Consider the following 13,737-nt stretch of genomic DNA (forward strand, 5'->3'; position numbering starts at 1 on the left):
CGGGACGTCAGCGGAGGGTTTCGGCGGCTACGGCGCAGACGGCGGCGGTCAGCGCGGTCAGCACCTGCGAGTCGAGTCGCCAGTGCTGCCAGTACAGCGGCACGTCCAGCACGCGGCCGGGTGCGATGTCCACGCAGCGCCCGGCGGCCAGGTCGGCGTCGGCGAGCTGCTCGGCCATCAGCCCCCAGCCGAGCCCGAGCCGGATCGACTCGTTGAACGCCGGCACCGACGGGACGTAGTGCACGGGCGGATCGAGGGCGCGCCCGGTCACCGTGCGCAGGAAGCGGTGTTGGATGCGGTCCTTGCGGTCGAAGACCACCACCGGCGCGACGGCGGCCGACGTCCGGGTCAGCCCGTCGGCGAACCAGCGGTCCGCCAGTTCGGGTGCGGCCAGGGCCCGGTAGCGCATCGAGCCGAGCCGGCGTACCCGGCAGCCCTGCACGGCTTCGCGCTGGGCGGTGACCGCGGCGGTGACCGTGCCGGCGCGCAGCAGCTCGGCGGTGTGGTCCTGGTCGTCCTGCCGGATGTCGAAGGACAACTCCGGCTGGTCGGGCAGCCGGGCGAGCGCGGCCGGGAACCAGGTGGCGAGCGAGTCGGCGTTGACCACGATGGCGACCCGGGTACGCCCCCGGTCGCCGCCGAGCGGGCCCCGGGCGTCGGTGAGTGCCTCCCGTTCCAACAGCGCGAGCTGGCCGGCCAGGCGCAGCAGTGGGCGGCCGGCCTCGGTGGCGTCGCAGGGCCGGTGGCGGCGGACGAGCACCTGCCCGACGGTCTCCTCCAGCGCCTTGATCCGTTGGCTGACCGCCGACGGTGTCACGTGCAGCAGGCGGGCCGCCGCCTCGAAGCTGCCCTCGGCGACGATGGCCGCGAGGGTACGGAGCTGGGTGGAGTCGACGCCACTCATGTAGCTGAGCTTAACTAGCTGAAGAATCTTTAGCTGGACTCAGGAAAGGAGACACCTCTAGCGTCGGCCGCATGCTCACCTCCGTCGTCGCCGGCTTCTCCCTCTCCATCGCCCTCATCGTCGCCATCGGCGCGCAGAACGCCTTCGTGCTGCGTCAGGGCCTGCGCCGGGAGCACGTGGTGCCGGTGGTGCTGACCTGCGCGCTCTCCGACGCGTTGCTGATCGGGGTGGGCATCGCCGGGGTGGGCTCGATCGTGGCCGGCCGCCCGGTCCTGCTCACCGCGATCCGTTGGGGTGGGGCGGCCTTCCTCCTCGGGTACGCGGCACTCGCCGCCCGCCGGGCGTTACGGCCCGCCGCGCTCGCGCCGGCCGACCGGCCCCCGGCTCGGCTCGGCCCGACGCTGCTGGCCTGCCTCGCCTTCACCTACCTCAACCCGCACGTCTACCTCGACACGGTGCTGCTCCTCGGCGGCATCGCCCAGCAGCACCCGCACCGGTGGCTGTTCGGGGTGGGCGCGGCGGGCGCCAGCGTGCTCTGGTTCGCCGCCCTCGGAGCCGGCGCGTACCGGCTCGCCCCGCTGCTCGCGCGCCGGCGGGTCTGGCAGGTGCTCGACGGCGTGATCGCCGTGGTGATGGTCGCAGTGGCGCTGGCCCTGGTGCTGGGCTGAGTCATGATGGCCGGGTGCGGTTCCTCAACGGCGTGAATCCCGGGTACGACCTGACCTATAACGACGTCTTCATGGCACCGGCCCGCTCGGAGGTGGGTTCGCGGCTCGACGTGGACCTGGCCACCGGCGACGGCACCGGTACCACCATCCCGCTGGTCGTCTCGAACATGACGGCGGTCGCCGGCCGTCGGATGGCCGAGACGGTGGCCCGACGTGGCGGCATCGCGGTGATCCCGCAGGACATCCCGATCGACGTGGTGGCGGAGGTGGTCGCCTGGATCAAGCAGCGCCACCTGGTGCACGACACGGCGATTGCGCTGGGCCCGAACGACACCGTCGGTGACGCCATCCACCTGCTGCCCAAGCGGGCGTACGGTGCGGTCATCGTGGTGGACGAGGACGGCCGCCCGATGGGGGTGGTGACCGAGGCCGACACGGTCAGCGTGGACCGTTTCACGCAACTGCGGCACGTGATGTCGACCGAGTTGCACACGGTGCCCGTCGACGCGGATCCGCGTACCGGCTTCGACCGGCTCTCGGCGGGCCGGCGGCGACTGGCGCCCGTGGTGGACGACGCGGGCCGGCTGGTCGGTGTGCTCACCCGTCCCGGTGCGCTGCGGGCGACGCTCTACAAGCCGGCGGTGGACGCCCACGGTCGACTGCGGATCGCGGCGGCGGTGGGCATCAACGGCGACGTGGCGGGCAAGGCGAAGGCGCTGCTGGAGGCCGGGGTGGACACCCTGGTGGTGGACACCGCGCACGGCCACCAGGAGCGGATGATCTCCGCCCTGCGGACGGTACGCGGCCTCGACCCGGCCGTGCCGGTGGCGGCCGGCAACGTGGTCACCGCCGACGGGGTACGCGATCTGGTCGACGCGGGTGCCGACATCGTCAAGGTGGGTGTCGGTCCGGGCGCGATGTGCACCACCCGGATGATGACCGGAGTCGGTCGGCCGCAGTTCTCGGCGGTACTGGACTGCGCGGCGGCGGCCCGGGCCCTGGGTCGCCACGTCTGGGCCGACGGTGGGGTGCGGCACCCTCGGGACGTGGCGCTGGCGCTGGCCGCCGGGGCGTCCAACGTGATGATCGGCTCCTGGTTCGCCGGCACCTACGAGTCCCCCGGTGACCTGTTCACCGACGAGGAGGGCCGGCGCTACAAGGAGAGTTTCGGCATGGCCTCGGCGCGGGCGGTGAGCGCGCGTACCGGCGACGACAGTCCCTACGACCGGGCCCGAAAGGCGATCTTCGAGGAGGGCATCTCGTCGGCCCGGATGTACCTGGATCCGACCCGTCCCGGGGTGGAGGACCTGATCGACGAGATCATCTCGGGGGTGCGCAGCGCCTTCACCTACGCCGGTGCGCGCACCCTCGACGAGTTCCACGAGCGGGTGCTGATCGGTGTGCAGAGCACCGCCGGCTACACCGAGGGCATGCCCCTGCCGACCAGTTGGTGAGGTCGGGGCAGGTGCCGGCTGACGATGTTCAGTCGCTGCCCTGCACCGGGGTGAAGAGGTGTCGGATCACCGACCGGGCGGCGTCACCCGGGTCCTCGCCCAGCCCGGCGGGGAGGGCCCCGGCCAGCCAGAGGGTGGCGAAGCCGTGCACGATCGACCAGGCCGCCAGCACGTCTCCGGGCGGTCGGGTGGCGCGGGTGGCGGAGGGCAGCGAGCGGGCGGCCCGGCCGGTGCGGCCGTCCCGGTCGCCGCGTCCGGCATGCCGCTCGGCGGTCTCCATCGTGCCGGCGGCGGGCGTGGCACCGCCGGACCGGTGCGCCAGTCCGGCGCGCAGAACGGCGCCGGAGCGTTCCCGGGCGGCCCGCAGCTCGGAGTCGTCGGCCCGGTAGAGATCGGGATGGAACATCACCTCGAAGTGGGCGCGGTGTCGAACGGCGAACTCCACGTACGCCACGCCGAGATCCAGCAGCTCGTCGCCGGCCTCGGTGAGCGCGTCGGCGAGGGCGTCGAAACCCTGCACCGCGATCGCGGTGAACAGGCCGGCGCGGTCGCCGAAGTGGTGTGCCGGTGCGGCGTGCGAGACGCCGGCCCGGCGGGCCAGGTCGCGCAGGCTCAACGCCGCCGGCCCTGACTCCTCGATCGCCTGCACGGCCGCGGAGAGCAGGGCGCGGCGCAGGTCGCCATGGTGGTAGCCGCGGGTGTCACGCATCACCCCACCCTATCTTGTCATTGACAAGATGCGCACCCGACGACAATCTTGACAGCGACAAGATTTGCGGTTGAGGGAGGTATCCATGGCCCCGCTGATCGCCCTGGTCGCCGGCACCGGGCTCGCCCGACTGGTTGGCCTGGCCGGGCTCTCCGCGCTCGACGGATGGCACCCGGCGCTGCGGGTCGGGCTGGCGCTCATGTTCGTCATGACCGGGATCGTGCACTTCGTCGGCCGTCGGCGGCAGGACCTGATCGCCATGGTGCCGCCCCGGCTGCCACGGCCGGATCTGCTGGTCACGGTGACCGGCGTGCTGGAACTCGCGGGCGCGGTCGGGTTGCTCGTGCCGGCCACCGCCCGCTGGGCCGCCGCCGGGCTGGCCCTGCTGCTGCTGGCCATGTTCCCGGCGAACGTCTCCGCCGCCCGCCGCCGGCTCACCCTGGCCGGACGCCCGGTCACTCCGCTCGGCACCCGTACCGCGCTGCAACTCGTGTTCCTCGCCGCCGCGATCGCGGTCGCGGTCGGACCGTGAGCCGGATCCGAGCACGACCGCGACCCGTCGGCGTCAGCGGGCCGGCAGCAAGTCGCCGGAGTGGGCGGCCACCACCGCGCCGATCAGCCCGATCGCCTCGGCCGCCGGCTGCGGCTCCAGCGAGCGGCCGTCGCGCAACCGCAACGCCACCCGGCCGTCGGCCGCCTCCCGGGCGCCCACCACGGCGGCGTACGGGATCCGGCGGCGTACCGCGTCGCGGACCCGGGCGCCGAGCGAGCCGGCGTGGTCGACCTCGACCCGCAGTCCCGCCTCGGTGGCCTGCCGGGCCAGGTCGGCCGCGGCCTGGGCCTGGTCGTCGCCGACCGGCAGGACGACCAACTGCACGGGGGCGTACCAGGGCGGGAAGGCACCACCGTGCACCTCGATCAGGTACGCGAACAGCCGCTCCATGCTGCCGGCCAGGCTGCGGTGCACCATCACCGGACGCCGGCGGGCACCATCGGCGTCGGTGTACGCCAGGTCGAACCGCTCCGGCTTGTCGAAGTCGAGCTGGACGGTGGAGAGGGTGTACTCGCGATCGGCCGCGTCCCGCACCTGGATGTCGATCTTCGGGCCGTAGAAGGCGGCCTCGCCGGGCGCCTCGGTGTACGGCTCCCCGTCGAGGGCGGCGCGGAGCAGGTCCTCGGCCCGCGCCCACTGCGCGTCGTCGCCGACGTACTTCTCCCCCGGCCCGCGCAGCGACAGCCGTACCCCCGCCGGCCGCACGCCCAGCGCCGCGTGCGCGGCCCGGATCAGCCGCAGGATCTCCGACACCTCCTGGCCGACCTGCTCCAGGGCGCAGAAGTTGTGCGCGTCGTTGAGGGTGATGGCGCGGACCCGGGACAGTCCGCCGAGCACTCCCGAACGTTCCGCCCGGTACATTCCCCCGATCTCCGAGACCCGCAGCGGCAGTTCCCGGTAGGAACGCCCACGGGACCGGTACACCAGGGCATGGTGCGGGCAGAGCGCCGGCCGGAGCAGCAACTCGTCGTCGCCCTCCCCCGGCCGCATCGCGGGAAACATCTCGGCGGCGAAGTAGCCGAGATGCCCGGAGACCTCGAACAGCTCCCGTCGGCCCAGCGGCGGGGTGTACACCTGCTGGTAGCCGGCCCGGCGTTCCAGGTCACGCAGGTACTCCTCGACGGCGTGCCGGGCGGCGGCACCGGCCGGCAGCCAGATCGGCAGGCCGGCACCGCAGAGCGGATCGGTGGAGAACAGGTCCAGGTCCCGGCCCAGCCGGCGGTGGTCGATCATGACAGGCTCCTTGGCGGTAAGCCCCGACACGACCCCTGACCCACGACGCACAAGTGCCCCGGGCGGATCGCCCGGGGCACTTGCGTAGACGAAGACGTCAGTGCGGCGCGCCAGGCTTCCCCGGCGTCGTCGTCAGCACCGCACTGCACATGCGCGGAAGCGTACGCCGGTGCCGCGCACCGCCGCACCTCTTTTGACCGGGCCGCTGGCACGGGACCTGCCAGCGGCCCGGCGGCGGCCCGGGCGTCAGGAACGGGGGACCCGACGCTCACCGGGCCGCGCGCCGACAACGGTACGCCGCCGAGAGAGATTTCGGCGACCGTGCCTCGCCGTCAACCGTCATCGATATGTTTCGGGTACGCCGCGTATCCGGTCAGGCGTCCCGCCGGCCGGGTGCCCGACCACCCGGAGCAGCCGGTCGCCCGGGGAAATCCGGATGACCCGTCGGGGTGGTCCCGGGGTCGGATTTCGGTGCTCGTCCCGGATCCGCCCGAGGTGCCCACGACGACAGGCTGAGACATGCCTGGAATCCGGAACCACGGGGCACTGGCCCTCGGTGGGATCGTCGTCGCGGCGGTGCTGACCGTCATCGGTCACGCCGGGGTCACCGACCTGGATCCGGTCAGTCTGACCGTCAGCGACTACGCCGTCTCCGACTCCGGCGGGATCATCCACGTGGCCATGCTGCTGCTCGCCGCCGCCTCCGCCGTACTCATCCCGACACTGGGCCGGCTCGGTCCACCGCGCGGTCGACGATCCGCCGCCGCCGAGTGGCTGTTGGCGGCCTGGGCGGGCGGGCTGCTGGTGTCGGGTCTGGTGCCGACCAACCCGCCCGGCACCGAGATGGGTACGGCCGCTCACGTGCACCGGTACGCCTCGGTGATCGCCTTCCTGGCGCTGCCGGTCGCCGGCTGGCTGCTCGCCGCCCGACTGCCCGCCGGTGCCCGGGCCGGGCGCTGGCTGCGGGTGCTGACCGTGACCAGCCTGCTGCTGGCCACGGTCATGGCCTGGTCCGCCTACCCCGGCGACCGCGCCTACTACGGCCTTATCGAGCGCTTCCTCATCCTCGCCGAGGTGGCCCTGCTCACCGTCATCGCCTACTCCAGCTCGTGGAGCATCAGTTGGCGGCCGGCTTCGGTGACCGAGCCGGAGAGGCTGGGGTAGATGGTGATGGTCTGCGCCAGTTCGTTGACCGTGAGGTTGTTCTCCACGGCCAGCGTGATCGGCATGATCAGTTCGCTCGCCTTCGGTGCCACCACCACTCCGCCGATCACCTGACCGCTGGCCGGGCGGCAGAACAGCTTGACGAAGCCGTCCGGGATCTCGTCCATCTTCGCCCGGGCGTTGCCACCCAGCGGCAGCATCACCTGACGCGCCGGCACCTTGCCGGCGTCCACCTCGTCCTGCGAGACCCCGACCGTGGCCAGTTCCGGGTCGGTGAAGACGTTCGCCGAGACGGTACGCAGCCGCAGCGGCCGGACCGCCTCACCGAGCGCGTGCCACATCGCGATCCGGCCCTGCATCGCGGCGACGCTGGCCAACGGCAGCACGCCGGTGCAGTCGCCGGCCGCGTAGATGCCGGGCACGTTGGTCCGGGACACCCGGTCCACCGTCACATAGCCGCCCCGGGCCAGCTCGACGCCGTACTCGGCCAGGCCCAGCTCGGCGGTGTTCGGGATCGAACCGACCGCGATCAGGGCGTGCGACCCGGTGACCGTACGACCGTCGGAGAGCTCGACCTCGACGCCGTCGGCGGTGCGTCGGACGCCCGCGGCGCGGGAGTTGTTCAGGATGCTCATGCCCCGGGTCCGGAAGACCCGCTCGATCGCCTGGGCGGCGTCGGCGTCCTCGTGCGGCATCACCCGGTCGCGGCTGGAGACCAGGGTCACCTCGACGCCCATCGCGAGGTACGCGCTGGCGAACTCGGCACCGGTGACGCCGGAACCGACCACGATCAGGTGCTCGGGCAACTCGGGCAGGTCGTACACCTGCCGCCAGGTCAGGATGCGCTCCCCGTCGGGCAGCGCGGTGGGCAGTTGGCGGGGCGTGGCACCGGTGGCGATCAGCACGGTCGAGGCGTCGATGGCGTACGCGGCCTCCTCGCCGTCCGGCGTGACGATCACCCGGTGGGTGTGACCGAGCGTGTCCTCGCCGAGCCGGGCGCGCCCGGACACGAAGGTGACCCCGGCCTTCACCAGCTTCGCGTGGATGTCGGCGGACTGTGCCAGGGCGAGCCGCTTGACCCGGTCGTTGACCGCCTGGGCGTCGACGGTGACCGCCTCCAGCCCGTCGGAGTGCACCCCGAACACCTCGGTGTCGCGGTAGCCGGTCACCACCTCCGAACTGGCGATGAACGTCTTCGACGGTACGCAGTCCGACAGCACGCAGGCGCCACCGGCGCCCTCGGCCTCCACGACTGTGACGTCGGCGTCCAACTGGGCCGCCACCAGTGCCGCCTCGTAGCCCGCCGGCCCCCCGCCGATGATCACGATCCGGCTCACCACGACCGTCCTTCCTCCATGCTCACAGTGACTTTCTTCTCCCCGGCGCGTCCGACACGCACCGTCGTATTCTCCCCCACGCTCCGGCCGGGCTATCGTCATCGCCGTGCGTCACTACGCCGCCTACGGCTCGAACCTGGACCCCGCGCGAATGCGCGCCTACTGTCCGCATTCCCCGATGGTGGGCATCGGCTGGCTGGAAGGCTGGCGGCTCACCTTCGCCGGTGAGGACGTCATCGGCTGGGAGGGCGCGGTCAGCACCGTGGTCGAGTCGCCCGGCGACCGGGTGTTCGTGGCCCTCTACGACATCCACCCGTACGACGCGGCCCAGTTGGACGAGATCGAGGGGGTCACCTCCGGCACGTACCGGAAGCTGACCGTCCGCGTCTCGACCCTGGACGGCGACGTCACCGCCTGGGTCTACGTCTTCGACGGTTACGAGGGTGGCCTGCCCACGTCCTGGTACCTCTCGGAGATCGCGAACGCCGCCGAGAAGGCGGGCGCGCCGGACGACTACGTCACCGACCTGCGGTCCCGGCCCACCGGCACCGCGTCGGCGTAGCTCGTCTCCCACCACTCCAGTCTGCTACCGGTGGTGGTGGCGCCGGGCGCCGACCCCGGGTCTCGGGAAGATCGTCCCGGGATGGCCCGGTTCTCACCGCTGTGCGTGCGTCCGTGCCAGGGTCAGCAGCTCGACCAGTTCCGCGCCGTCGGCGGGACCGAGCGCCGTGAACGCCGGGGCGACGAGCCGGTCGGTCATCGCCTCGGCCCACAGCCGCCGCCGCACCAGCGGTCCGACCGGCGGATACGGTGGCGGCCAGCCACAGGCCATCGCGCCGCTGGCCCCCTCGGGACCGGACAGCACCGCCTCCAGCGGCGTCATCCCGCTGGCGCGTACGGCCACCAGGTGCGCCCCGGTGAAGTGTTCGCGCAGCAGGCGTAGGCCGGCGGCGACCCGGGCACCGGCCGTCACCGCGTCCGACGGCATGGCCCGCCACGCCGCGAACAGTGGCATCGCACTCGCGTCGGCCGCCGCGACGGCTCGTTCCACGAGCACCGCGAGGCGGTCGACTCGGGGCAGGTCACCCAGCACCTCCTCACCCCACCGGCAGCACTCGGCAAGGCTGGCGGCGGCCACCTCGGCGGGCCGGACCGTGCGGGCGGCGGCGTCCCAGCCGTCGGCCACGGCGTCGGGGGCGATGAAGCCGAGCGCCGCCGCCACTGTCTCGGCCCGCACGTCACCGAGCGCGCCGGCCCGACCGGTGACGTAGAAGGCCCACCCGGAGATGCCGAGCAGCCGAGCCCGACGCAGCGTGGTCGGGCACCTGGTGTACGCCTCCCCGAGGATGAGCACCGCCGGCTTGCTGGCCGCCGCGACCTGCTCCGGCGTCATCCCGCCCCGCCCGCGCGCGGTCCGCCCGACGCTGTGTACGTGAAGGATCCACCCGAAGGACCGTCCATGGGGGACCAGTCTGCCGGTCAATCGTCAGTGTCGGCATCCCCCTCCTCGGCGTCCAGTGCCTCCATGGCGGCCTCGACCTCGCCGGCCCGTCGCCGGGCGGCGCTCACCGATCGTTCGGCGGCCCGCCGGGCCAGCCGGGAGCGGCTGAGTTCCTGCTCGGCCACGGCCCGGCGGCGTTCCAGTTCGGCCAGTTCCGCCTCGACGGCGTCCAGCGCGGCTGTCCCCTCGCGTTCGGCCTCGACCGCGCCGGCCAGGTCCGTCTCGGCCCGGTCCTGGTCGGTACGCGCCCGGTCCAGCTCCTTCTGCAACGCCTTGCGGCGACGGGACCGTTCGGCGCGGGCGGCCCGCTGCGCCTGTTCGGCACGCAGCGCACCCCGGTCCGGTGGGCGCTGCCGGACCGGGGCGGCGGGCGGCGGTTCCTCGTCGCCGGTGACCAGGCGCAGCTGCGGACGGGGTACCTCGCCGAACCCCGCGTAGTGGGCCGGGCGCAGCAGCCGCCCGGAGCGCACCTGCTCGGCCACCTCGACGTCGGAGAGCGCGGCGTTGAGGGTCGCCTCCACCTCGGCCAGTGGCAGCTTTCCGCCCGCCGGGGCGCCCTCGACGCCGGCGGCGAGCCGGCGCACCTCGGCGACCAGCGCGCCGACCACGGCCCGCCGCTGCGCGGACAGCTCCCGCAGCCGCGGACCGCGCAGCTCCCGCTGCGCCTCCCGCAACGCCTCGGCCAGCTGCGCCAGCTCGGCCACCAGCTCCGGTCGCTCCAGCGCGAGCAGGTTGACCAGCCAGGCGGCCACGGTGGGTCGGCGCAGCCGGGCGATCTCCCGGGCGGTGCCCGGGTCACCGGCGCGGCGGGCCTGTGCCACGGCGTCGTCCCGGACGGCGACGAACCGGTCCGGCGGCGTGCGGTACAGCCGCTCGACGAGGTCGGGTGGCGGGCCGGGCATCGCTCAGCCGTCGATCCGGCTGCCCGGCTCCAGCCGCTGGTACTCGCTGCCGGACAGCGCCGTGTACTGCCGGTCGAGCACGGCGTAGCCGTTGTCGTTGAGCAGGGCGTCGTGCAGCGCGAAGACCCGACGCGGCGCTACCGCCCGGATGAAGTCGACCACCTCGGAGAACTTCGACCAGGGGGCGTGGATCGGGGCGAAGAGGGTGTCGACCTGGACCTCGTCCGGGACGTACAGGGCGTCGCCCGGGTGGTAGACGACGTCGTTGAGCAGATAGCCGAGGTTGTCGATCACGGGGATGTCGGGGTGGATCACCGCGTGCCGGCCGCCGTGGGCGCGTACCGGGATCCCGGCGGCGGTGAACGCCTCGCCGGGAGACACCGGACGCAGCACGTCGGCCGCGTCGCCGAGCGCACCGGCCAGCGACGCCGGGCCGTGGATGACGAAGGGGCGCCGCGCCAACTGCCGGTGCACCGCCGCCGCGTCGAGGTGGTCCGGGTGCTCGTGGGTGATCAGTACGGCGTCGGCCCCGTCCAACGCCACCGCCGGCTCACTGAACATCCCCGGGTCGATGACCAGCACTCCCCCGTCGTGCTCGACCCGTAGGCACGAGTGGGCGTACTTGGTGAGCCGCATCGTGATGCCTCCCATATCGATTCGTGACGTCCTCAGCGCAGTCTGCCGGAACCTGCGCGGTGGTGTGTGGCGTCCGAGCCATTGCCCGCTCGGGCAGCAGAGAGGGGACGGGGATGAAGATGCGAAGAGCCCGCCGGCACGGGACCGCGGCGGTGGCGACTCTGGCCGCGCTGCTGATGCTCGCCGGCTGCGGCAGCGGCAGCGACTCGGGGACCACCGACAGCGCCGCCGCGCCGGCCCAGGAAGGCGGGCGTGCCCCGGCGGAGGCCGGCGGTGACGCGCAGGGCGGGGCCGGGGCGGCGGCGGACACCCGGGTCGACCAACGGTCCATCATCTACACCGGATCGATCCGGGTCCAGGTGGACGATGTGGACCTCGCCGCCCGGGACGCCGCCGCGGCGGCCACCCGGGCCGGCGGCTTCGTCGGCGGCGACCAACGCCGCAGTACCGACGCGGACGCGGTGGCCGACCTCGAACTACGGGTGCCGGCGGAGCGGTTCTACGCGGTCGTGGAGGAACTGGCGGGTCTCGGCACCCAGGAGCGCCGGGAGATCGGCACGCAGGACGTCACCGAGGAGACCATCGACCTCGACGCCCGGATCGCCAGCCAGCGGGCCCGGGTGGAGAGTGCCCGACGGCTGCTCGCCCAGGCCGACTCGATAAGCGACCTGGTGAGCATCGAGAACGAACTGGCCCGCCGGGAGGCCGACCTCGCGTCGCTGGAGGCGAAGAAGCGGCGGCTGAGCGACCTCACCGCGCTGTCCACCATCACGGTCACCCTGGTGGGTCCGGGCGTCACCAGCGCCGAGGATGAGGACCAGATCGGCTTCCTGGTCGGGCTCAAGGGTGGTTGGCAGGTCTTCCTGTCCTCGATGACCATCCTGCTCACCGTGCTGGGTGCGATCCTGCCGTGGCTGCTGGCGTTCGGCGTACCGCTGGGGGCGCTGTGGTGGCTGGCCCGTCGTCGGCGCCGGAACCGACCGGCGGTGCCGGCACTGGTCGCGCCGGTCGGCGCGCCACCACCGCCGGGTGTCAGCGTGCCGCCGCCAGTGCCTGGAGCGCGGTCTGCACCATGAGGCGTACGCCCACCGGGATGGCCCGTTCGTCCACGTCGAACGACGCCCGGTGCAGATCCACGTTCGGCCCGGAGCGGCCGACTCCGAGGCGGGCCAGGGCACCGGGGACGTACTCCAGATACCAGGAGAAGTCCTCGCCGCCCATGCTCTGCGGGGTCTCCGCGATGCCCTCCGGGCCGAGCGCGGCGGCGGTGGCCGCGTTCAGCACCCCGATGGCCCGCGCGTCGTTGCAGACCGGTGGGCGACCGCGCAGGTACTCCAGGTCGACGGTGGCCCCGGTGGGCGCGATGACGTCCCGGACCACCTGCGAAACGATCTTCGGGGCCAGTTCCCAGGTGTCGCGGTCCATCACCCGCAGCGTGCCGGAGGCGGATGCCTCGGACGGGATGACGTTGTAGCGGGTGCCCGCGGAGGCGTGTCCGAAGACCAGCAGCAGTCCACTGTTCGCCGGCACCCGGCGGCTGACCAGGGCCGGCACCTCGGTGATCAGTCGGCCCAGCGCGTCCACCAGGTCCACGGTCAGGTGCGGGCGGGCGGTGTGTCCGCCCGGTCCGGTGAGCCGGACGGTGACGTTGTCGGCGGCGGCGGTGATCGGACCGACCCGCAGGCCCACCTGACCGACGGGCAGGTTCGGGTCGCAGTGCAGCGCGAAGATCTGCACCACGTCGTCGAGACCACCGGCCTCGATCACCTCGAGTGAGCCGCAGGGCAGGATCTCCTCGGCGGGCTGGAAGATCAGCCGGACCCGGCCCGGCAGCTCGCCCAGGTCGGCCAGCTGCGCGAGCAGCATGCCGACGCCCAACATGATCGTGGTGTGCACGTCGTGACCGCAGGCGTGGCAGACCCCGTCGACCGTGGAGCGGTACGGCACGTCCTTGACGTCGGCCAGCGGCAGCGCGTCGATGTCGGCGCGCAGCGCGATCACCGGGCCGTCCGGGCGGCCGTTGATGTCGCAGATCACCCCGTTGCCCTTGGGCAGCAGGCGCGGCTGCAATCCGGCCAGGGAGAGTTCCCGGGCGACCAGGGCCGCGGTCTCGAACTCCGCGCCGGACAGCTCCGGGTGCGAGTGGATGTGACGGCGCGTGGCGATCAGGCCCGGTACCCGGAGGGCGAGCAGGTGGTCCAACTCGAAGGGCAGGGGCTGGGAACCGGTCGGCCCGTCCGGCCAGGACGGCGCCAGTTGGTGACCGGTAGGCATCGTCAACGCACTCGTCACGTCGAATTCTCTTCGATCACTAGAAATGGATGGATCATCGGGAACAGCAGACAGCGTAGACCCCCGACGGTGACTCTGCGCAACCTCGTTCCAGTGATGATCGGACCGCGCAGCGTCACGTATGCCCTGCTGAGAGCGTCCGTAGGCGGGCGGCGCAGCAGGTAGATCGCGGTCATACGCCGTCATCCACCCCTCACCTCCTACAACGCGTAATCGTGCCGAGAGCGCCGAGAATCTTCTCGGAACCCGCGTCGCCGTTCCGAATTGTCGCATTAGTCGTGCCAATGAACTGACGGTACGACAATTTCCCGACCACGCACTGCAACGATCACCCGAGGACGTTCACACGCACCGCACCCCGACGACCGCACACCGTGTGCGTCT

The 13,737-nt window shown here is 72.7% G+C and carries 14 protein-coding genes; 6 read left to right on the forward strand and 8 right to left on the reverse strand.

Annotated elements, in window-relative coordinates; translation table 11 throughout:
- Positions 1-7: 7 nt before the first annotated feature.
- Positions 8-904 (reverse strand): LysR family transcriptional regulator ArgP, encoded by an 897-nt coding sequence (locus O7605_RS15515; RefSeq protein WP_269739849.1) that lies wholly within the window; start codon positions 902-904, stop codon positions 8-10.
- Positions 905-975: 71 nt separating this feature from the next.
- On the opposite strand from O7605_RS15515, the gene O7605_RS15520 reads away from it, so the two are divergent.
- Positions 976-1,572: a LysE/ArgO family amino acid transporter gene (locus tag O7605_RS15520; RefSeq protein ID WP_269739850.1), complete on the forward strand. Its 597-nt coding sequence runs from the start codon at positions 976-978 to the stop codon at positions 1,570-1,572.
- Positions 1,573-1,586: 14 nt separating this feature from the next.
- Complete coding sequence (locus O7605_RS15525) at positions 1,587-3,026, forward strand: GuaB1 family IMP dehydrogenase-related protein (protein ID WP_269739851.1); 1,440 nt, start codon at positions 1,587-1,589, stop codon at positions 3,024-3,026.
- Positions 3,027-3,054: 28 nt separating this feature from the next.
- Here O7605_RS15525 and O7605_RS15530 read toward each other — a convergent pair whose 3' ends face one another.
- Positions 3,055-3,735 carry a TetR/AcrR family transcriptional regulator gene (locus tag O7605_RS15530; RefSeq protein ID WP_269739852.1) on the reverse strand — a complete coding sequence of 227 codons (681 nt, stop codon included), beginning with the start codon at positions 3,733-3,735 and terminating at the stop codon, positions 3,055-3,057.
- Between the two features lie 85 nt (positions 3,736-3,820).
- On the opposite strand from O7605_RS15530, the gene O7605_RS15535 reads away from it, so the two are divergent.
- Complete coding sequence (locus O7605_RS15535) at positions 3,821-4,267, forward strand: DoxX family protein (protein ID WP_164446141.1); 447 nt, start codon at positions 3,821-3,823, stop codon at positions 4,265-4,267.
- A gap of 33 nt (positions 4,268-4,300) precedes the next feature.
- On the opposite strand, the gene thrS is transcribed toward O7605_RS15535, so the two are convergent.
- Positions 4,301-5,521, reverse strand: a complete 1,221-nt coding sequence (thrS, locus tag O7605_RS15540; protein ID WP_269739853.1) for a threonine--tRNA ligase — start codon at positions 5,519-5,521, stop codon at positions 4,301-4,303.
- 519 nt (positions 5,522-6,040) lie between these two features.
- On the opposite strand from thrS, the gene O7605_RS15545 reads away from it, so the two are divergent.
- Positions 6,041-6,685, forward strand: coding sequence for a DUF998 domain-containing protein (locus O7605_RS15545; protein WP_269739854.1), 645 nt, complete (start codon positions 6,041-6,043; stop codon positions 6,683-6,685).
- Here the strand turns inward: O7605_RS15545 and O7605_RS15550 are convergent.
- Positions 6,619-8,022, reverse strand: coding sequence for an NAD(P)H-quinone dehydrogenase (locus tag O7605_RS15550; RefSeq protein WP_269739855.1), 1,404 nt, complete (start codon positions 8,020-8,022; stop codon positions 6,619-6,621). The genes O7605_RS15545 and O7605_RS15550 overlap by 67 nt on opposite strands.
- 106 nt (positions 8,023-8,128) lie before the next feature.
- Here O7605_RS15550 and O7605_RS15555 point away from each other — a divergent pair, with 106 nt between their 5' ends.
- A complete protein-coding gene (locus tag O7605_RS15555; protein WP_269739856.1) occupies positions 8,129-8,584 on the forward strand; it encodes a gamma-glutamylcyclotransferase in 456 nt (151 codons plus the stop codon).
- Positions 8,585-8,677: 93 nt separating this feature from the next.
- Here the strand turns inward: O7605_RS15555 and O7605_RS15560 are convergent, their stop codons facing one another.
- The 3 genes from O7605_RS15560 to O7605_RS15570 all read right to left on the reverse strand — a co-directional run bounded on the left by O7605_RS15560 (position 8,678) and on the right by O7605_RS15570 (position 11,061).
- On the reverse strand, positions 8,678-9,415 hold the full coding sequence (locus O7605_RS15560; RefSeq protein WP_269739857.1) for an SCO6745 family protein: 738 nt from the start codon (positions 9,413-9,415) through the stop codon (positions 8,678-8,680).
- An 86-nt stretch (positions 9,416-9,501) separates the two neighbouring features.
- Positions 9,502-10,425, reverse strand: coding sequence for a hypothetical protein (locus tag O7605_RS15565; protein WP_269739858.1), 924 nt, complete (start codon positions 10,423-10,425; stop codon positions 9,502-9,504).
- Positions 10,426-10,428: 3 nt separating this feature from the next.
- Positions 10,429-11,061, reverse strand: a complete 633-nt coding sequence (locus tag O7605_RS15570; RefSeq protein WP_269739859.1) for an MBL fold metallo-hydrolase — start codon at positions 11,059-11,061, stop codon at positions 10,429-10,431.
- Positions 11,062-11,174: 113 nt separating this feature from the next.
- Between O7605_RS15570 and O7605_RS15575 the strand changes: the two genes are divergently transcribed.
- Positions 11,175-12,137, forward strand: a complete 963-nt coding sequence (locus O7605_RS15575) for a DUF4349 domain-containing protein (RefSeq protein WP_269739860.1) — start codon at positions 11,175-11,177, stop codon at positions 12,135-12,137.
- On the opposite strand, the gene O7605_RS15580 is transcribed toward O7605_RS15575, so the two are convergent.
- Positions 12,094-13,353, reverse strand: coding sequence for an amidohydrolase (locus O7605_RS15580; RefSeq protein WP_269739861.1), 1,260 nt, complete (start codon positions 13,351-13,353; stop codon positions 12,094-12,096). The two genes, O7605_RS15575 and O7605_RS15580, sit on opposite strands and share 44 nt — an antisense overlap.
- Between the last annotated feature and the right edge of the window lie 384 nt (positions 13,354-13,737).

The organism is Verrucosispora sp. WMMA2121, from assembly GCF_027460185.1.
Lineage (GTDB): Bacteria > Actinomycetota > Actinomycetes > Mycobacteriales > Micromonosporaceae > Micromonospora > Micromonospora palythoicola.